A 19,309-nucleotide genomic window follows, 5' to 3' on the forward strand; every position below is an offset into this window, starting at 1 on the left:
TCGCCCGGGCGCGCTGGGCAGCATGGCCGGCGCGGGTTCCAGATAGAAGGGAGATGGCCCCGGACCGGGGCCGTCTCCCTTCCATCGGGGATCAGCGGAAGCCGTCGCCCCGGAACAGGGTGGAGCCGGGCTCGCGGCGGGGCAGCGGGACCGGTGGCTCCTCGTGGACGGGCGCGGACGCCAGGAACGGCAGGTACCGTCGCAGGAAGTCGTCGACGCCGGGGATGGCGAGGACGCGGGTCACCGCAGCCGCCGCGGCGATGGCCTGGGCGATGAGCGGCACGGCGTCGATGCCGGCGACGGCGGCGATGGTCGGCAGCAGCGACAGCAGCGCGACGACGGCCGCGAAGATGGTCCGCGCGGTCGCCCGCCACGGGTGGCGGGTCTGCGTGGTGGTGGGGGTCATGGTCCCTCCTCGGGTTGGTCAGACACACAGGTCGAGCAGTGGCACGCACACCAGCGCCGGGGTGGGCTGGGGCGTGGAGTTGGGTGCCGGCGGGCCGGGTGGCCCGCTGGGGCCTCCGGGTCCGGCCGGGCCGGGGGCTGGTGCCGGGCGGGGCGTACTCGAGGGCGGCCGGGGCCCGGCCCGGCCCGGTGCGCCCGTCGACGGGAGCGGGGCCGGATCCGGGGCGGTGCAGCCGTACCGCCGGCGCATGTCCTGCACCGGCTCGTCCCTGGCGGTCAGGCGGTCGAGCACCACGCACAGGTCCTTCCGGGTCTGCTCCAGCCGGTCGTCCCGCTGCCGGTTGGCGCTGGCCTCGGCCGCCCGCCGTCCGGCCTGGTCGGCCTCCAGGGCCTGCACCCGCCGATCCATGCGACCGCTGGCCAGGTCGTAGGCGATGACCGTGGCCGCCGTCGCGCAGATCAGCGGCAGCAGCGCGTACAGCGCGAGGAGTCGCCCCAGCCTGCGGCGGTCGTGCGCCACCACCGGGTCGTCGGCCACCGTCGCGAGCCGCCGGGTGTCATCGGTTCTGGGCGTGGTCACCGGGCCTCCCGCCGAGCGCGTCGGGGTCGAGACCGGCGGCGAAGACGTCCAGCCGCAGCCGGGCGTACATCTCCCGGTAGCGGGCCACCTCCGACTCCAGGAACTGGTTGCGCTCCTCCAGCCGGGTCAGCCGGTCGTCGACCCGCCTGTCGAAGTTGGCTTCCCGCTGCACGTCGGCGGTGCGGCGCGTGCCGAGCAGTCCCAGCAGCGCGGTGGCCAGCGTCGCCAGCACCGCCAGCGCCCCGACGGCCACGGTGAGGCCGGAGACGTCCCCGCCGGCAGCACGGATGATCTGCCCTGCCAGCCACACGCTGCCCCCTCACCGGATCGGCGGGGCGCTCACCGCACCGGGTTGCGGTAGGCGGCGTTCCAGGTGTTGCGGCCGATCAGCCCGTCGACGTCCAAGCGCTGATCGCGCTGGAACGCTTCGGCGAGCGCGCGGTACTCGGGGCCGTAGATGCCGTCGTTGCCGGCGCCGCCGAGCCACCGCATGCCCTTGCCGACCGACCAGCCCCGGCGGGACAGCTGACTGGCCCACTCGCGCAGCCAGGCCCGGTCGGTGCGGCCCCGGAAGTAGCGCTCGTGCAGGCCGGACACCGAGTAGTCGGGACCGGACGCCGGGCCGAAGTACCAGCCGGCGGGCAAGGGGAAGGCGATCGGCGTGCCGGGCGCGGGGCGTCCGGCGGTTGGCGGCTTCGGCTGCGGCTGTGGCTGCGGCGTCAACGAGCCGACGAGGGGCAGGCCCGCCTTGAGCCAGGCGTAGATCTCGTCGCCGGGGCAGGAGGTGTTCCCGCGGTCGCGGTGGCCGAGGAGCGTGAGCCGCCGGCCCTTGCGGTCATTGGCCTCGTCGTAAAGCCACTTGAAGGCGCGGCGGGCGGCGTCGGAGACGTCCTGGCGGCCGGCCTGGTCCTTGCCGATGATGCACACGCCGATGGCCTCGGTGTTGTGGCCGGCGCAGTGAGCGCCCACCGTCGTCCACCCGCGGCCCTCATAGATGTGGCCGGTGATCGAGTTGATGAGGAAGTTGTAGCCCACGTCCGACCAGCCCCGGACCCGCATGTGGTAGTCCTGGATCTGGCGGGGCGTCTGCGTCGCGCTAGCCGCTGAGTAGTGGCCCATGAAGACGGTCCGCTTGGACCAGGGCACGGTGGAGCGGGACTCGGGTGGGCGGGCGCCCCATTCGGCGCGGCTGATGATGTCCACTGGTGTCCTCCCGGCAGCGTGGATCGTCTGTCGGGGGACAGCGGCTCTACGGTAGCGGCCTGGGGTGACGGGCGCGGGCCGGGAATGAGGCCCGCCGGCCGCCGCTGCGCGGGCAGCGGCGACCGGCGGGGGTCGTGCGGGGGCCGGCCACGACGCTGGGGCCGGCCCCCGGGTCAGCGGGCCTGCGCGGGCAGGTCGAACTCGCCCGCCTTCGCGCCGGCGATGAAGGCGTCCCACTCGCCCGCGTCGAAGACGCGGGTCGGGCCCTGCGGGTCGCGGCTGTTGCGCAGCTCGACGTTGCCGCCGCCGAGGAAGCGCACGTCGACGCAGTTGTCGCAGTTGGGGCCGGACTTGCTGGACTTGAACCACTGGCCGGTCGGGCGGGCCTGCATGTCCACGGTGGTGCTCCTTCGGTTGCTTGCCGGCCGCTCCCGTCGCGGCGGGCGGGTCTACGTGCGCCAGATGTAGCGCAGGTCGTCGGGGGCGTTGGCGCGGAGGATCACCTTGACCAGCAGCTGCTCCAGCACCGACTTGCGGAAGGGCGGGGCGATGCCGGAGAGGGTGGCCCGGCGCTCGGCGGCGGTCCAGGTGACCGCCTCGATGGCCTCGGCGGAGAGGGGGACCTTCCGGCAGCCGAGCGGGCATTTGTAGGTGCGCTCGCCGCAGTGCGGGTGCGGGTGCATGGGCACGTCGCACCGGCCGCACCACAGCAGGGTGCGCAGCAGGTACGGGTCGGTGCTGGCGGCCATGTTTCGCCGGCTCCAGGCGGCGGCCCGGCCGCACAGGGAGCCGCCGGAGATCAGGCTGGGGCGGTTGGCGTTCACGGCCGCCCCCCGTTGCCGCGCCACCGCTGCGCGGGCGTGGTCAGCACCGCGGTGGAGAGGATGACGGTCGGCCCGTTCCAGGAGGGGGTGGCCGGGGGGGTGGGCCGGGCGTCGGCTTCGGGTACCGACGCCCGGCGGTCGGGGATGGAGCGGCGGCGCAGCCAGCGGGACCAGCGGCGGTGCCTCGCGGGGGCGGTCACAGCGCCCAGCCGTAGGCGTCGACCTGGACCTGCTCCGCCCAGCTAGCGGCGCCGCACGGCCAGGCGTTACGGCACCAGGTGCAGCGGCGGTCGTTGACGGCGATGAACGGCCAGGCGAAGCCGACGCGGACGACAGGGCCGTCGGGCTGGTGCGTGGCGAGCATGTGCCCGGCAAGGATCAGCCTCTCGCCGGGGCTGAGCACGAGATAGCCGTAGCTGGGGACGACCTCGCCGGGCGGCGGGGGCGGGACCACGAGCTGCTCCCGAAATGGAGGGGAGCCCGAGCGGCCTGCCGAGGCGGCGCCGGACCTGCCGCTGTGTGATTGGCCCCGACCGGTAGATAGAACGACCACGAGTAGCCCCCAGCCTTCTCTGAACCCGGGCGCTCATCAGTGATCGAGCGGTCACTGTGCATCACGCCCACCAGCGACCGTATGGGCGGTCGCCGATGGCGTGCGAGGATGTTGCACGATGTTGCATCAACTCGCGTCGTCGTTCAGATCCCGGAGCGCCCCCGTGATGAGGGACCGCGCCTCCCGGCCGTAGGCGGCTGACCCGGCGAGCCGTTCGAAGGCCCGACTGTAGACGGCGATGTCCCGGGGCTGGGTCAGCTTGAGTTCTGCGGAGATGGTTTCGACGAGGACGGTCTTCGCGTCGAGGATCCAGAACCCGTGCAAGGGGAGAAAACCGTGCGCGGCGCGGGTGGGAATGACACCCAGGTGAACGCGGGGGAGGGTGGAAAGGGCGAGCAGCCGGTCCAGTTGACCGGCGAGCACGTCGGGAGGCGCGACGCCCAGAGTCAAAGCGGCCTGGCAGAACACCATGTGGAACCGGTGGTCACCCCGGTAGAGGATGCTCTGACGCTCCATTCGCGCGGCGACGCCTTCTTCCACGTCGTCCGGCAGATCGTGAAAGTCGATGAACGCGCTGAGGATGGCGGCGGCGTACTCGGCTGTTTGCAGGAGTCCCGGGATGACCTGCGGCTCGAACGCGCGAAACAGCTTCGTGTCAGCCTCGAAGCGGACGCTTTCCCGTTGCCGTGTCCGCGTGCCGGACCTGAGCAGCCGCCGCCACTCGACGAACATGGTGTCGATGGAGCGCACGACCGCGACGAGGTCCGCCGCCTGGTCGTCGGCCCTGCAAAGCCGGCACCACGTGCGTACGTCCTCCTCGGAGGCGTTGATGACGCCGTGCTCCAGTTTGGAGACCTTCGTGTAGTGCCAACCGGCGCCTGCGGCAAGCGCTCTGCCCGTCAGGCCGGCGTCCTGCCGGATGTCCCTGAGCCTGACCCCCAGCGCTTCCCGGGCCTGACGGGCAGGTGTGCTCACGTCGTTGCAGGTCGGTACTCGGCGTACGGAACCGCACGCGGCCACAGGTCGTCACGGGTTGCCCGGTACAGGTTCAGCTGCTCTGGATCGTCCTCTACGGCGTAGCCGGCACCACGCCCATCCGGCTTGAACAGGCTGAGGACGAGCAGGTGGTCATCGAAGAGCCAGCAGTCCTCGGCGGGCAGGGTGTGTTCGGCTACCTGCGCACGCGGAAGGTACCTGACTTCCTCGCCGGCCTCGATGTTGCCCGGGTCCAGCTCCATCGCCCAGCGCATGTAGTCCGACAGGGGCTCCGTCACGATGCGCAGCCGCTGAACCTGAGTCCCTGCCGACGTCACCTGGCTCATGAAGGACAGCCAGTCCTTCCGCCATGCGAAGTCGTCCGGTATGCCGCGCAGCCACAAGTCAAACGGAACGTCCTCGTCTTCGACGTGGTACGTGTCACGCAGCTCCAAATGCCAGGCACGGGTGCCGGGGCGGAACATCGACCGAAACTCGGCACTGGTGATGGGTTTCATCGACTGCTGGCCACCAGATTCTGCATGTGGCGAGCCGGAACCTCGACACAGGTTTCGTGACTCGGGATGTCCATGAGAGCGAGAGCGGCCTCGTCGGTTACCCGCGCGCCCTGGATGATGTAGTTGCCTTCCGCGGTGACGTCGATGATGGGCGCCTCGATCCGGGTCACTTCCCCGTCGAGACCGTTCTTGGCCAAGTGGCGCATCAGTGGAGCGGGCACCTCAACGACTGTCTCCTGGTCTGTCTCTAGGGCGAGGACCGCGGGATCGGCAACCTTCCAGCCCTGCACAACGTAGCTGTCTCGGTCCGTGGCATACAGCGTGGGGGATTGCCCGCCCGTCGACTCCTTGCCCAAGAACGTTAACCGCATGCCCCTGCCTCCTAGCGATAGTTGCACGTTGTTGCCCGTCCGCTGATCGTGAGCCGCTGCGCGTGCAACGTCAAGGGATCGTCTTCGTCGGTTGCGGTCGAGATATACGGCCGCAGTGGATGAATGCGACCGCCGGAGCTGGCCTACGCTGGGGACGTGGCGCTGGGGCGTGCGTACATCGAGATCGTCGGCGACGTGAGTAAGTTCGCGCCGGACCTGAAGCGCGGGCTGAAGAAGGCGCTGAAGATCGGGGCGGTGCCCGCGCTCGCGGCGAGCGCGACCGGCGCCCTGGTCGGCCTGACCGGTGCGTTGTCGCAGGTCGGCGGCGCGGCGTTCGCCCTGCCGGGGGCCCTCGCCGTCGGCGCGGCGGCGGTCGGCGCGCTGCGGGTCGCCACCGCGGGCCTCGGGGACGCCTTCAAGGCGGCGGCCGGCGGCGACATGGCGGCCTTCGAGAAGGCGATCGAGGGGCTGTCCCCGCAGGCGCAGAAGCTGGCCCGCGAGTTCCGGGGCGTGAAGCCTGCCCTCGACGGCATCCGCAACGCGGCGCAGGACGCCTTCGCCGGCCCGATGGTCGGGCAGGTCAAGCAGACCGCCTCGGTGCTCGCCGGCCCGCTGCGCACCGGCCTCGCCGGCATCGCCGCCGAGTACGGCAACGCGGCGCGGCAGGCGTTGGAGTTCGCCCGCCAGGGCGCCACGGTGTCGGTGCTGCGCGGGGTGCTCGACACCGCGAGGGGCGCGGTGGCCAACCTCGGTGTGGCGGTGGGGCCGCTGCTGGCCGGGTTCCGCGACATCGCCGTGGTGGCGCTGCCGTCGCTGGGTCAGCTGTCCGGCGTGGCCGGTGGGCTGGCGGCGAAGTTCGGCGGCTGGCTGACGGCGATGGCGCAGAGCGGCGCGGCCACCGCGGCGATCCAGACGGCGGTCGGCATCGTGCGGCAGCTCGGCCAGGTCGCGGCAAACGTCGGCGGCATCCTCAGCTCGGTCTTCCAGGCGGTCAGCCAGGCGGCGGGCGGCGGCGGCGGGCTGCTCGGCAGCCTGGTGCTGGCCACCGGCACGCTGCGGGGGTTCTTCGCCTCGGCGGAGGGCGGGGCGGCGCTGCAAGGGATCTTCACCGCGCTGGGCGCGGCGGCGTCGGGCCTGTCGCCGGTGCTGATGACGCTGCTGGGGATCATCGGCCAGTCGATCGTGCCGGCGCTGATGCCGCTGGTGCAGGCGGTCGTGCCGGCGTTGCAGGCCGTCGCGACGGCGCTTGGCCCGGCGATCGCCACGCTGGCCGGGGCCCTCGGTCCGGTGCTGGCCGCCGTGTCGGCGGGCATCCAGGCGCTCGCCCCGGCGCTGGGCCCGATCGCGCAGGTGATCGCGTCGATCGCGCTGGCCGTCGCGCCGCTGCTGCCGGTCATCGGGCAGCTGGTGACGATGCTGGTCGGCCCGCTGGCGCAGGCCCTGTCCGCGCTGGGCCCGCTGGTCGGGCCGCTGGTGACCGCGCTGGCGCCGATCCTGCTCCAGGTCGGGCAGACCATCGCGGCGATCCTCGCGCCGGCCGCCGGGCTGCTGGTGCAGCTGTTCACCCAGCTGGGGCCGCCGCTCGGCCAGGTGGTGACGGCGCTGGGTGGTGCGCTCGCCCCGATCCTGGCGCAGGTCGCGCCGCTGGCCGGGGTGCTGGTGAACGCGCTGATGCCGCTGATCCCGACTATCCTGTCGCTGCTGCCGCCGATCATCGAGATCGTGGTGGCGCTGACCCCGCTGATCGGGGTGCTGGCGCAGCTGATGACCATGGCGATCCAGGTCTCGGCGCCGCTGATCCAGCTCGCGGCGCTGCTGTTGCAGTTCCTGGCGGCGCAGGCGATCGCGCCGCTGCTCTCGGGGATCGCGAGCGCCCTGGTGTGGCTGCTGCAACCGCTGTCCGGGGTGTCGGGCTGGCTGTCGCAGATCAGCGGGTGGCTGTCGAGCATCGACTGGGCCGGGGTCGGGTCGGCGATCGGCGGGGCCTTCTCCTCGGCGTGGACCGCCGTGGCCGGGTTCTTCACGTCGATCGGCCAGTGGTTCGCGGAGCTGCCGGGGAAGATCGGCGGGTTCCTGGCGAGCCTGCCGGGTCTGCTGTGGAGCCTGTTCACGTCGGCGCTGAGCATGGCGTTGCAGGCGGTCGGCATGGGCATCGGCCTGCTGATCTTCTCGGTGACGCAGCTGCCCGGCCTCGTCCTCAACGGGCTCGCGGCGCTGCCCGGCCTGCTGGCCGGGTTCTTCACCCAGCTGTGGGCCAGCGCGCGGTCGCTGACCACGGCGGGCGTGAACGCGGTGGTGACGTTCGTGACCGGGCTGCCCGGCCGGATCATGTCGGGGCTGTCGCGGCTGCCGAGCATCATGGCCAGCGCCCTGTCGTCGGCGCTGAACGCGGCCCGCAGCGCGGCGACGAGCGGCGTGAACGGGCTGGTGTCGTACATCAGCGGCGTCCCGGGCCGGATCGCCGGGCTGGCCGGGAAGTTCGTGTCCGCCGGGAAGAGCCTCATCAGCGGGTTCATGAACGGGCTGAAGAACGTCGGCGGGTTCATCGGCGACGTCGCCGGGTCGATCACGTCGGCGATCACGGGGTTCATCAACCGGGTCATCGGCAAGATCAACTCGGGTATCGCGGCGGTCGACGCGAAGCTCCCCGGGTCGCTGCCCCGCATCCCGGCGCTGGCGAACGGCGCGATCCTGCGCCGGCCGACGCTGTTCCTCGGCGGCGAGGCCGGCGACGAGGTGGTGGTGCCGCTGACCCGGCCGCGCCGGGCGCGGGAGCTGGCCGAGCAGTCCGGGCTGATGCGGCTGCTCGGCGAGGGCGGCGGCGGCGCGTCGGTGGTGTTCGGGCGCGACGCGATCCGCGTGACCTTCGAGGGTGTCCTGCCGACGCGGCAGGAAGCGTTGGACACCGGCCGCGCGGTCGGCGAGGGCGTGTTGGAGACGCTGGCCCGCCGCGACGTGGCCACGACCGTGAGGACGATCTGAGTGGGCGAGTACAACCCTGACCGGCCCTACGTGCTGGGGATGCAGTGGGCGCCGCTTGTGGCCGACGCGGTGCTGCTCGACACGGCCAGCGAGGTCGGCTACACGTTCCGGGCCCGCCGCGGCCACGCGGACGGCCAGGGCCTCAAGCGAGTGCGGCTGAACGTGACCTTGCCGCCGCCCGGCCTGCCGACCCGCAAGGAGCTGTTGGTCAACCTGTACCCGGCCGGGAAGGTGGGCGGCACCGGGCCGGTGCGGAAGCTGGTGATCCCGGTGCGGGAGGGCGCGCTGGTCACCGGCGCTGCCCTGGCGGGCGGCTCGACGGCACCGCCGGACGCGGTGAGCAACCCGTCCGACCCGCGGCACATCACCCTGACCGGGCCGAACGCGGCGGCGAGGTTCTGGTTCGACACGAACTCGGCGCTGACCCACGCGGCGTTGGACGGCCGGCGGATCCTCGACGTGTCGGTGCTGTACGTGATCTCGGGTCCGTTCGCCGACCTGGCCCCGGCGGTGGCCCTCGGCCTCGAGCGTCCGTCGATGGGCGTCAACTGGATCATGGACGAGACGCTGACGGGGCCGGCGGTCCACAACGGGGTGACGGCGGTCGGCCGGTCCCGGCTCGGTGAGCTGAACCCGTGGTGGAACAGCAGCGCCGCCCCGACGACGGAGCGGGGCCGCCTCCCGTGGCGGGCGCGGACCGTCAGCGGCACCGGGTCGCTCACCGGCGGCCTGACGTCGCTGTCGCAGTCGGGCTCGACGAACATCAACGTGCGGCTCCAGGTCGCCGCCAACGCGGCTGCCGGCGCGGTGTTCCAGGTGCACTACCTGGCGCTGGAGGTGACGTACGGGGTCGAGAACCGGATCGGTGGCGGCGGCCTGGAGCTGTCGCAGGGCGCGACGAACATCAGCGGCTTCTACTACGAGATCCCGATGTGGGACACCGAGCTGATGATGGGCGGGGTGGAGCTGGTCGCCGGGCGCGAGTACACGGTGACCGTCGGGCAGGCGTACGCCGGGCAGCTGTCGGTGGCGTCGCCCGTGCCGGTGAAGGCGGACCGGCTGGGGCAGGTCGAGCCGTTCCCCGCCCACCGTGGGGTGCTGCTGCGCAAGACGCTGCGCGCCGGGTCGACGCCGACGGTGGAGACGATCGACGAGCTGCCGTCGATCGAGCTGTGGGACGGGGCGTGGCCGGGGCCGCCCGGCACCAAGGACCTGAGCGGCCACGCCTACCTGACGCAGGCCGTCGCCACGGTGTCGGAGCTGACGCCGCAGGGCTACACGATGCAGAAGATCGTCGAGGATGCCAGCGCCGACTTCGTGTGGGCCCGCTTCTACGCCCGGCACCTGCCCGGCACCCGCGCGCCGCTGGAGCTGGCGCAGGTGAACGAGCTGAACACGACCGAGCGGGTCGGCCCGCAGGCGCGGATCACGGTGGAGGAGTTCGACGCGCTGCCGGAGATCGCCGAAGGCTGGCGGGAGGTCACGGTGCGCCTCGACCCGCCGTACCTGTCTGACGGCATCGGCGAGCTGACCTGGTGGTCGTTCTCCAGCAGCGCGGACGGCCAGTCGCCGTGGCAGGTCCTCGGCGCTGACGCCAACCCGGTCACCACGGCGATCGACGAGGCGTCGGGCTATGGCGGAAGTGCCACCGTCGACGGGAACGCCGACGCGAGCGCCGACCTGACGCTGATGTTCGCGCAGGAGATGGACGCGGTGACGGGCCTGACGGTGGCCCCGGCGGTGCAGCCGCTGACCGTCGTCGACGACCAGTGCGACCGGCCGGCGGCCAAGATCCCGACCGGCATCCGCTACCACCGGCTGTCGTGGACGGCGGTCAACTCGGCGGTGGTGGCCGGCTGGGGCCACTACGAGGTGCAGCGCCAGGACGACACGATGGCCGCCGACGAGTGGGAGACGATCGCGAAAGTCGTCGAGCCGTCCGTGGCGGCGGTCGACGACTACGAGGCGCGGGTGGGTGTCGCGTCGCGGTACCGGATCAGGATGGTGCACCGGCTCGGCATCGCCGGGCCGTGGTCGGCCCCGGTGGCGGCGACGATCGCCGCGCCGGGCGTGGAGGGCCGCAACGTCGACACCGGCGTGCTGATCCTGACCAGCAACCACAACCCGGCCGGGAACCTGGCGTACGTGATGAATTGGGACCGGCAGGCGGTGGAGGATTTCGCGTTCCCCGAGGCGGGTCAGGTCGAGCTGCAGGAGATGTTCGACCGGGACTACCGCGCAGCGTTCCGGCCGCTGGAGCGCGGAGGGGTCGAGTTCACCCGGACGGTGCTGGTGAACGCGGCGGCGGTGCCGCCGGCCACGATGGACCGCGGCTTCCGCGACCTGCGGGACCTGGCGTGGGACACGGTGCCGTACGTGTGCGTGCGCGACGAGCTGAACAACCGGTGGCTGTCGACGCTGCTGGTGCCGTCGGCGTCGGTGAAGCGCAGCCGCAAGGCGGGCCACCTGCACCTGGCGCAGCTGACGGTGGTGGAGGTGACCGGCACGCCGGCCCCGATGGACGGCGGGCCGGCCCCGTGCGAGGGCCTGCGCCCGGAGGGGCAGGTGGAGTCGGTGACGGCGAGCAGCCCGGTCCCGGCCGCCGCCCTCGCCCCGCTGGTGTTCGGCGACGGGTTCAACCGGTCGGTGCCGGACGGGCTGGGCGGCGACTGGACGATCGTCGACGGGGCCCCGGCGGACTTCTCGGTGGCCGCGGAGGCGGCAACGATCGAGCTGACCCTGGCCGGCGAGCGGCGGGCAGTGGTCGGCGCGGGCTGGGCCGACGTCGACGTGCAGGCGCGGTTCCGGTTCAGCGCGAAGGCGACGGGCGCGCCGATCAACGCGTACCTGATCGGCCGGCACGTCAACGGCGGGACCGAATACCGGGCGCGGCTCGCGGCGCAGACCGACAACTTCCTGGCGGTGCAGCTGGAGGCCGTGTCGGGCGGCGCGCTCACCGCGCTGACGCAGCTGACGGCGGTGCGCGACGAGTGGATGGGCTTCCAGACCTACCAGGTGGGGCCCTGGTACCGGATGCGGTTGCAGATCCGCGACGGGGCCGTGCGGGTGGCGGTGTGGCCGGACGGGAAGCAGATGCTGCGGTGGGAGCAGTCCGTGAAGGACCTCTCGGTGCAGGGCGTCGGCAAGGTGGGCGTGCGGGGCGTGCTGTCCTCCGGTAACACGAACGCCGCCCCCACCGTGTCGGTCGCGGACTTCACGGTCCTGGAGCCGCCCACGAACGACCTGGACGTGCGGGTGGAGCTGCGCCCGACCGGCGACGACTGGTCGGCGGAGCTGTCGCGCACCACCGACGCACCGGTCACGGAGTTCGACGACGGCATCGGGTGGAAGCTGACCGCCGACCCGGTGTCGACGTGCATGAAGTTGTGGGGCGGCGTCGGCTACGAGCAGTGCCTGGACACGCGGGACCTGGTGGCGACCCGGCAGCGGCGGTGGCTGCGGGCGGTGTACCGCAACGACATCGCCGGCGACGGGGCGGCGTCGCTCTACTGGTCGGCGGACGGGGTGAACTGGACGGACCTCGGCGGCGGGCCGGCGGCGCCGGAGCCGCCGACGCTCGACCCGGGGCGGTGGTCGCTGGTGCTGTCCGGCGATGTGACGGTGGCCAGGGCCGAGATACGCCACGGCGAGAACGGGCCGCTGCTGGCCAGCCCCGACTTCGAGGGCCAGCCGGCCGGCACGACGCAGTTCGCCGACGCGCAGGGCAACGTGTGGGAGGTGGACGGCCGTGGCATCTGCGCGCCCGCCTGACCTGCTCGACCTGCCGGGGCACGTCGGGCAGCGGTCGGCGTCGTTCCGGTTCGACCTGATCGACGGGCGGACCGGGGTGCGGCGGGGTCAGCTGACGCCGCTGCGGGACACGTCGCCGAGCCTGAGCCACGACAGCACGTCGACGATCCCGCGGCGGCTGTCCGGGGTGACCCTCGGCGTGGCCGACGCGGCGCGGGTCAACCAGCTGACCGACCGGATCGCGCCGTGGATGGTGCTGGGCGACCGCGCGGCGTACCCGCTGGGCCGCTACATGGTGGCGGACTCGGCGGACCTGGTGACCAGCGCCGGGTCGACGGCGCCGCTGACCCTGCTGGACGAGATGTTCGTGGTCGACCAGGAGCTGGACGTCGGCTTCGACGCGGACGGGCAGCTCGTCGACCAGGCGGTCGTGCGGCTCGTCGACGGGCTGCCGATCGGGGAGGTGTGGGTCGACGCGACGGAGTTCACGTCGGTGGCCGCGTGGTCGCCGGGCACGTCGCGGGCGAACGCGCTGCGGGACCTGGCCGCGTCGGGCGGGTACTTCATGCCGTGGTTCAACCATCAGGGGCGGCTGCGGCTGCGGCGGGCGTTCGACCCGGCCCACCAGGCGGTGACGATCGACCTGGACGCCTCCCGCCGGGTGATCCGCGGGTCGATCTCGCGGGTGAACGACCTGCTGACCGCGCCGAACCGGTTCGTGGTGGTGTCCAACGACCCGGGCTCGGACGCGGAGCCGGTGGTGGGCGTGTACGACGTGCCGGCGTCGGCGCCGCACTCGATCGCGCAGCGCGGGTTCGTGCTGCCGAAGACGGTCGACGTGCAGGTGCGGTCGCAGGCGCAGGCGACGGTGTACGCGCGGACGCTGGGGCTCCAGCAGACGGTGTACGAGTCGGTGGAGCTGAGCACCCCGGTGGACCCGCGGCACGACGCCTACGAGGTGGTGCGCTGGGACGGGGTGCGGTGGTTGGAGGTGGCCTGGACGATGCCGCTGGTGCCGGGCGGGGCGATGCGGCACACGCTGCGGCGGGCGTACCCGGAGACGGAAGGCGGGGAGGCATGACCGGGAAGGGCGACGGCGGCAAGCAGCAGCCGGCCGTCAGTGCCGTGCAGGTGAAGGCGATCGCCGAGGCGGTGCTGGAGAAGGCGATCCGGCTGGGGCTGACGTGGCGGCTGCGGCCGGCGACGGTCACGAGCGTCGGCAGCGACGGGACGATCCGCGCGCTGCACGACGGCGACCAGGTGCCGATCCGGGTGGCGTCGATGGTCGGCCCGGTCGCGGTGCAGGCGCGGGTGATGGTGCTCAAGACGCCGCCGGCCGGGAACCACATCGTCGGGTGGGTCGGCACGCCGGCGCCGGGGCAGCCGCCGGGCCTGCTGGTGCAGCAGTTCACGCAGAGCGGGACGTTCACCGTGCCGGCGGGCGCGCGGCTGATCCGGGCGTACGGCGTCGGCGGCGGCGGTGGCGGCGGCGGGGTGACCGGCGCGGCCGGCGGCAACGGCGCGGGCGGCGGTGGCGGCGGCGGTGGCTACTGCGAGAGCGTTTTCGAGCCGGGGGACCTGCCGGCCGAGGTGGACGTGACGGTCGGGATCGGCGGGGCCGGCGGGGCGTTCGGCACTGGCGCGCAGGGTGGAGCGACGAGCTTCGGCGGGCTGTGGACGGCCGGCGGCGGCCAGGGTGGCGGCGGGATCGCGGCGAGCGCCGGGGACACCGTGGGTGCGCGCGGCGGCGGCGGCACCGCGGTTGGTGGGAACGCGGTGAACTCGCCGGGCGGCTGGGGTGCCTACAACCGGACCCTCGACAACCGGCACCTGTTCCTCGGGCAGGGCGGCAACTCGCTGCTGGGGTTCGGCGCGCCGCAGTCCGGGTCGGTCAGTGGGAACGGGAACAACGCGGACGGGTGGGGCGGCGGCGGTGCCGGCGCGATCGGCAGCTCGGTGTCCCGGTCGGGCGGCAAGGGTGGGGGCGGCCTGTGCGTCGTGGAGGTCGTCTACTGACCGTCTGACCTGGCCTTGGAAACAGCGCAGCCCCGGACCGCGAAATCCGGGGCTGTGCTGCGTTCACGTGGAGACACCAGCATAGCGGCCGGGTCGGACAGCGAGCAAAGCGCCGCGCCGCCCGTACATACAACATTGACGCCAGGGGCCGATTCCTATACAATGTCTTTGTACGTCTCGCCGTCTCTACGAGGAGGAATGGATGGGCAAGGCATTGGTCGTGGCCTGGGGCCACGAGTACGTGGACGAGGTGGTGGACGCCATCGGCGACGTGGAAGTGGACGTCGTTGTCGGGAAGCCGACCGTCGCGCAGTGGCGCGGTGCGCCGCTCGTGGTGGTCGACGCCCGCGTGCAGACCCTCGCGGCCGGGATGCCGGCGCACCCGCGGATGGTGGTCGTCGCGCCGGAGAAGCTGGACGGCGACCGGCTGGCCGCCGCGTACCGCGGCTGGCAGGCCGACTACCCGGAGGTGCCGGTGTACCACCTGCCGACCGGCGCGCAGGCGGTCAGCCAGCTGGTCGCCGAGGCGGCCAAGGGTCAGGCGGCCGAGGTGCGCGTCGGCGTGGTCGGTGGCCACGGCGGCGCCGGGGCGACGACCCTGGCGGTGGCGCTGGCGCTGGTCGCGGCCGAGGAGGGGCGGCGCGCGCTGCTCGTCGACGCGGCCGGGCGCGGCGGCGTGGACGACCGGCTGGGAATGCCGGCCGAGTTGCTGCGGGTGGTCGACGAGCCGTTCCGGCCGCTGCGGGCGGTCGAGCGGCACGCGGCCGACGTGAAGGTGGTCGACCTGGACCGGGCGCTGGACGCCGGGCAGATCGAGGTGGCCCGGCAGTGCGACGTGGTGCTGCTGGTCGCCAACGCGCGGCGCAACGCGATGGCCAGCCGGCGGGTCGCCGCCAAGCTGTCCGAGGCGGGCGTGCGGTGGGCGCTGGTGCCGACGTGGATGCACGACACGACGGCGCAGGAGATGGCCCGCGAGTTCGGGGTCCGGTTCATGGCCGAGGTGCCGCTGGAGCCGGTGTCGGTCTTCTCCGACGGGCGAGTGCACCTGATCGACCGCTGCGGCCTGCTCGACCTGGCGCGGGACCTGCTGCGCAGCGCGCCGTACTTCGCCGCCCGGGTGGCGGCCTGACCGTCCCCGGCGGGTGCCGTACATTGACCTTGTATGGCATCCGGCCGTGGGAGGAGAGGAACAGTGAAGGTGAACCAGGTGAAGCTGAAGGCGGTCACGCGGAGGATCGCGGCCGACCTGATGACGCCGGGCCCGGTGGAGATTCCTTCGATGGTGGGGCTCAAGGAGATCGTCCGGATGTTCGGCGTGAAGGACAACACGCCCTACCAGTGGCGGTCGAAGGGCCAGCTGCCCAAGGAGGACGGAGAGGTCAGCAACAACCCGCAGTGGAAGCTCATGACGATCTACGCCTGGGCCGAGGAGACCGGCCGGAAGATTGTGTGGGACCCGTGGGACGTGCTCGAAGAGGCCGACGAGGCGGCGTAGGTATGAGCAGCGTCGAAGCCATTGCGGCCGTACACATGGGGTGTAGGGTGCCGGAAAACGCGTCGACCCCGCCAGGCGGTCATCTGGCGGGGCCGAAGGTGAACCCGGAACGGAGAACGGGTCGCACGCGCATCGTACGCCAGTTCGGGCGGCGGTGCGCTGGCGGCGCTGCACAGAGAGGCCGCCTGCATGGTGGACCGCTGGACGGTCGAGCGCGCGGTGAGGCACGAGCTCTGCACGCTCGACCCGCCTGGCCGGCAGCTCGTCCTGACGCTGCTCACGTGGTCCGACGCGGCCACGGCGACGATCCCCGAGCAGTTCACGCCAAGCCTGACCGACCTGGAGAAGGGGACCGGGCTCGCCCGGTCGACGGTCGCGGCGTGGCTGAACAAGCTGGAGGGTCAGTGGGTGTGGCGCGACCGGCCGACCGTGGCCGACGCGCGGCGCAAGAAGGCCCGGACGGTCTACCGGATGGGAGTGCCGCCGGACCTGTTGCGAGCACTCACCGAGCTGGGGGTAGTTGGTCCGCGTGCCGGACCAGCCGCGCCCGAATCGCCCGGGTCTGGTAGTCCGGTGAGCGGACCAGTGAAGGGCGCTTCTAGTCCGGGTCGCGGACTAGAACTAGTCCGCCAGGCGGACCGAGTTGGTCCGCCACGCGGACTCAAGACATACAGGGAACAAGAAACGGTTGGTCGCCGCACCGCGAGCGGCGCCGACCATCGGTACGTCGAGGGGCCGAACGGCCGGTGCGCCCACCCTGGGTGCTCCAAGTCGGCCCCGCTGCACGGCGCGAGCCTTCGCGCGGTGCCCGAGGAGGGAAGGAGAGTGATGGGGGAGTGAGGGTGATCCTCGCGCCGGTAGACGTTGCGCAGTGCGCGGCGTGCAGCGGCGTGCTCGTGGCCGCCGGAGACGACTGGCGGCACCGCGAGGGCACGGGTTGCACCGAGCTGGCCTCGCCGGTGATCTGCCGGCACCCGGACTGCGACCTGCCGGCCGCTGTCGGGAGTGAGGCCTGCGCGGGCTGCGCGGGTGCCTTTTCGTCGTCGCGAGATGTCGGGTCGCAATACCCGACGGCGACCGTATAAAGTCTATGTAGGACGTTCGTTCACGTGGAAAGGGACGAAGGATGAGTTCACGGTTCATGCCCGCCAGCCGCAAGAAGGCGAAGGCGCGGATCGCCCTCGCCGGGCCGAGCGGGGCAGGCAAGACGCTGACCGGGTTGAAGCTGCTGTACACGCTGACCGGCTCGGTGACGATCGCCGACGGCCTGGAGCGGATCGCGTTCGTCGACACCGAGCGGGACTCGGCCGACAAGTACGCGGTCAACCCGGAGCTGCCCGGCGTCGGCGACATGACGCCCGAGGAGGCCGGCGGCTACGGCTTCATGAAGTTCTCGCCGATCAAGTACGACCCGCGGCAGCTCGTCGAGCTGATCGACGAGGCGGCGCTGGCCGGCTTCACGGGCTTCATGCTCGACTCGGCCTCGCACTACTGGTTCGGGCCGGGCGGCATCTTGGAGCTGGTCGACCTGTTCGCCCGCAACCACGGCGGCCGGTCGATGGACGGCTGGAAGGACGTGCGCCCGGTCGAGCGGGCGTACATCGAGGCGCTGATGAGCTTCCCCGGTCACGTGGTGGTGTGCCTGCGGTCGAAGCAGAAGTACGAGATCACCGAGGGCGCCGACGGGCGGAAGCAGGTGTCCAAGCTGGGCATGCAGCCCGACCAGCGCGATGGCCTGGAGTACGAGTTCGACCTGGTGGGTGACCTCGACCAGGGGCACTACCTGCGGGTGACGAAGAGCCGGTGCGACGCGCTGGCCGACCAGGTGATCCACAAGCCGGGCGCGGAGCTGGGCCACCAGCTGCTCGACTGGCTGGACAACGGCGAGCCGCCGAAGGACGTCGACTGGCCGAAGGCCCTCGCGGCGTGCGCGTCGCGGGAGGACCTCGCGGTGCTGTGGCAGCGGGCGCAGCGGCTCGGCAAGACGCAGAGGTTGCGGGACGCCTTCAACCAGCGGGGCGCGGAGATCGCGGCCGCCCGGAACGCGGCGGCGGTCCCGGGGTCGCAGCTGGACCAGGCGCTCACCGAGGCGGCCGGGCCGGCGCAGGTCAACGGCCGGCAGCCGGAGACGGCGGGAGCGGCTCGGTGAGCGACGTGCAGCAGCAGGCCATGCTGGCGGCGGTGTTGAAGGCGCTGCTCGACGAGGTGCGCAAGGTCTACGACGTGGCTCGCGCCGAGGCCGACGACAGCCTGGTGAAGCTGAACGACCAGCTCGGCGTCAAGACGATCGAGGTCCGGCTGCCGGGCTACGACGGCGCGGTGGCGCAGGTGACGCTGAGCGAGCCGAAGACGGGCTTCGTGGTCGACGAGGCCGGGTTCCTGGCGTACTGCAAGGCGGAGCACCCGACCGAGGTGCAGGCGACCGTGCCGGAGCCGGTGGAGTCGGTGCGGCCCGGCTGGCGGAAGGCGCTGCTGGCCCGGATGAAGGTCGAGCCGGACGGCACGGTGGTCGACGGCCAGACGGGCCGGATCCTCGACTTCGTGAAGGTCGCGGAGCCGCCGCCGCCGTCGACGACGCTGACCTTCAAGAAGGGCGGCCGGGAGGAGGTGGCGGCGGCCTACCGGGACGGTCGGCTGGCGCTGCCGGACCTGCTGGCGCTGCCGGCGGCCGAGCAGGAGTGAGCGGGTGCGGGGCCGGGCGAGGGGCGACCTTCGCCCGGCCCCGCTCCACATCGGAGCCGGGGAGGTGGGCGGTGGCGATCGACGCGCGGCTGGTCCGTGACGGCCTGGTCGACGTGGAGGCGTTCGCCGCCGCCGCCGAGGCCGGCCCGGTCGGGGTGTGCGACTCGTGCGCCGGGCTGCTCGACGGCTCGGCGCAGGAGGGCGGCGGCCTGGTGTGGCTGACGACCAGCTGCCGGGGCTGCGGGCGGGAGCGGACCGCGCCGGGCGGGCGGGCGCTGCCGCGCCCCGCGGGCCGGCGGCCGGGCCCGCCGGCGTGGCTGCTGGAGGCGGCGGCCGAGCTGGACGCCCGGCGGCTGGGGGAGCGGCCCGACCGCTCACAGCCCGCCTAAGCCGGGCCGCGCCACCGCCTCACTCCACCACCCGACCGGCGGCGCTCGGCGCTCTCCGTGGACGGGGGACCGCTGCCCTTTGTGTGACGTGCTCCACGGCCCGAGGCATACATAAAACTTGTATGCGAGAGTGCCATACGCCTACAATGAATATGTACGCACCGCCCCCACCCTGCATGAAGGAGTTGGCCAAGATGCTGAGCTACGAGGAGCTTCTGGAGCGCGCCCTGCTGGTCGCCGTCGAGGAGCTGGACCTGGAAGAGGCCGCCGCGTCGATGGCGGAGGAGCCGCTGACCGACGACGACAAGGTGGAGGTCGAGGTCCGCGAGGTCCAGACGCTGGCCGACGCGGGCTTCATGACGACCGACTGCGGGGTGGTCATCCGGCTGACCGACGGCCGCGAGTACACCCTGACCCTCAACCGCTACCGCTGACCGAGCCGGGGGGGGCGCCCCCCGCGCCCCCCCCCCCCCCCCCCCCGAACAGGGTGCAAGGGGTAGCCCGGGGGGGCAAAAAGAAAAACAACGAACCCCAACGCCAGCGCCGCGAACGCGTCGCCCCCAGCG

The 19,309-nt window shown here is 72.7% G+C and carries 21 protein-coding genes; 10 read left to right on the forward strand and 11 right to left on the reverse strand.

Annotated features, from left to right (window positions below; translation table 11 throughout):
• Positions 1-91 precede the first annotated feature (91 nt).
• The 11 genes from FB454_RS24830 to FB454_RS24875 form a co-directional block, all read right to left on the reverse strand.
• Positions 92-406: a hypothetical protein gene (locus FB454_RS24830; protein ID WP_145823593.1), complete on the reverse strand. Its 315-nt coding sequence runs from the start codon at positions 404-406 to the stop codon at positions 92-94.
• An 18-nt stretch (positions 407-424) separates the two neighbouring features.
• On the reverse strand, positions 425-985 hold the full coding sequence (locus FB454_RS24835; protein WP_145823594.1) for a hypothetical protein: 561 nt from the start codon (positions 983-985) through the stop codon (positions 425-427).
• Entirely contained in the window at positions 963-1,295 is a 333-nt protein-coding gene (locus FB454_RS24840) for a hypothetical protein (RefSeq protein WP_145823595.1), read from the reverse strand. The genes FB454_RS24835 and FB454_RS24840 overlap by 23 nt, the downstream gene beginning before the upstream one ends.
• Positions 1,296-1,324: 29 nt before the next feature.
• A complete protein-coding gene (locus tag FB454_RS24845) occupies positions 1,325-2,188 on the reverse strand; it encodes a peptidoglycan-binding domain-containing protein (RefSeq protein ID WP_145823596.1) in 864 nt (287 codons plus the stop codon).
• 173 nt (positions 2,189-2,361) lie between these two features.
• Positions 2,362-2,580 carry a DUF397 domain-containing protein gene (locus FB454_RS24850; protein ID WP_145823620.1) on the reverse strand — a complete coding sequence of 73 codons (219 nt, stop codon included), beginning with the start codon at positions 2,578-2,580 and terminating at the stop codon, positions 2,362-2,364.
• Between the two features lie 57 nt (positions 2,581-2,637).
• Entirely contained in the window at positions 2,638-3,012 is a 375-nt protein-coding gene (locus FB454_RS24855) for a recombinase zinc ribbon domain-containing protein (RefSeq protein ID WP_145823597.1), read from the reverse strand.
• Entirely contained in the window at positions 3,009-3,212 is a 204-nt protein-coding gene (locus FB454_RS35035) for a hypothetical protein (protein ID WP_186461657.1), read from the reverse strand. Before FB454_RS35035 ends, FB454_RS24855 begins: the two co-directional genes overlap by 4 nt.
• Positions 3,209-3,466 carry a hypothetical protein gene (locus FB454_RS24860; protein ID WP_145823598.1) on the reverse strand — a complete coding sequence of 86 codons (258 nt, stop codon included), beginning with the start codon at positions 3,464-3,466 and terminating at the stop codon, positions 3,209-3,211. Before FB454_RS24860 ends, FB454_RS35035 begins: the two co-directional genes overlap by 4 nt.
• 225 nt (positions 3,467-3,691) lie before the next feature.
• Entirely contained in the window at positions 3,692-4,540 is an 849-nt protein-coding gene (locus FB454_RS24865; protein WP_145823599.1) for a Scr1 family TA system antitoxin-like transcriptional regulator, read from the reverse strand.
• On the reverse strand, positions 4,537-5,058 hold the full coding sequence (locus FB454_RS24870) for a DUF6879 family protein (RefSeq protein WP_145823600.1): 522 nt from the start codon (positions 5,056-5,058) through the stop codon (positions 4,537-4,539). The genes FB454_RS24865 and FB454_RS24870 overlap by 4 nt, the downstream gene beginning before the upstream one ends.
• Entirely contained in the window at positions 5,055-5,429 is a 375-nt protein-coding gene (locus FB454_RS24875; RefSeq protein WP_145823601.1) for a hypothetical protein, read from the reverse strand. Before FB454_RS24875 ends, FB454_RS24870 begins: the two co-directional genes overlap by 4 nt.
• Before the next feature lie 156 nt (positions 5,430-5,585).
• Here FB454_RS24875 and FB454_RS24880 point away from each other — a divergent pair, with 156 nt between their 5' ends.
• The 10 genes from FB454_RS24880 (at position 5,586) to FB454_RS24925 (ending at position 19,177) form a co-directional block, all read left to right on the forward strand.
• The gene (locus FB454_RS24880) at positions 5,586-8,411 is read left to right on the forward strand and encodes a hypothetical protein (protein ID WP_145823602.1); all 2,826 of its coding nucleotides are present in this window, start codon (positions 5,586-5,588) and stop codon (positions 8,409-8,411) included.
• Positions 8,412-12,182, forward strand: a complete 3,771-nt coding sequence (locus FB454_RS24885; RefSeq protein ID WP_145823603.1) for a hypothetical protein — start codon at positions 8,412-8,414, stop codon at positions 12,180-12,182.
• Positions 12,160-13,242 carry a hypothetical protein gene (locus FB454_RS24890; protein WP_145823604.1) on the forward strand — a complete coding sequence of 361 codons (1,083 nt, stop codon included), beginning with the start codon at positions 12,160-12,162 and terminating at the stop codon, positions 13,240-13,242. Before FB454_RS24885 ends, FB454_RS24890 begins: the two co-directional genes overlap by 23 nt.
• A complete protein-coding gene (locus FB454_RS24895) occupies positions 13,239-14,177 on the forward strand; it encodes a glycine-rich domain-containing protein (RefSeq protein ID WP_145823605.1) in 939 nt (312 codons plus the stop codon). Before FB454_RS24890 ends, FB454_RS24895 begins: the two co-directional genes overlap by 4 nt.
• A gap of 202 nt (positions 14,178-14,379) precedes the next feature.
• Positions 14,380-15,306 carry a hypothetical protein gene (locus tag FB454_RS35040; RefSeq protein ID WP_186461658.1) on the forward strand — a complete coding sequence of 309 codons (927 nt, stop codon included), beginning with the start codon at positions 14,380-14,382 and terminating at the stop codon, positions 15,304-15,306.
• A gap of 63 nt (positions 15,307-15,369) precedes the next feature.
• The gene (locus tag FB454_RS24905) at positions 15,370-15,672 is read left to right on the forward strand and encodes a hypothetical protein (protein ID WP_145823607.1); all 303 of its coding nucleotides are present in this window, start codon (positions 15,370-15,372) and stop codon (positions 15,670-15,672) included.
• A 1,126-nt stretch (positions 15,673-16,798) separates the two neighbouring features.
• Positions 16,799-17,821 (forward strand): AAA family ATPase, encoded by a 1,023-nt coding sequence (locus tag FB454_RS24910; RefSeq protein WP_145823608.1) that lies wholly within the window; start codon positions 16,799-16,801, stop codon positions 17,819-17,821.
• Complete coding sequence (locus FB454_RS24915) at positions 17,818-18,354, forward strand: hypothetical protein (RefSeq protein WP_145823609.1); 537 nt, start codon at positions 17,818-17,820, stop codon at positions 18,352-18,354. Before FB454_RS24910 ends, FB454_RS24915 begins: the two co-directional genes overlap by 4 nt.
• A gap of 71 nt (positions 18,355-18,425) precedes the next feature.
• The gene (locus FB454_RS24920) at positions 18,426-18,743 is read left to right on the forward strand and encodes a hypothetical protein (protein WP_145823610.1); all 318 of its coding nucleotides are present in this window, start codon (positions 18,426-18,428) and stop codon (positions 18,741-18,743) included.
• A 194-nt stretch (positions 18,744-18,937) separates the two neighbouring features.
• On the forward strand, positions 18,938-19,177 hold the full coding sequence (locus FB454_RS24925) for a hypothetical protein (protein WP_145823611.1): 240 nt from the start codon (positions 18,938-18,940) through the stop codon (positions 19,175-19,177).
• The last annotated feature ends 132 nt before the right edge of the window (positions 19,178-19,309 follow it).

This window comes from Micromonospora sp. CNZ297 (assembly GCF_007827625.1).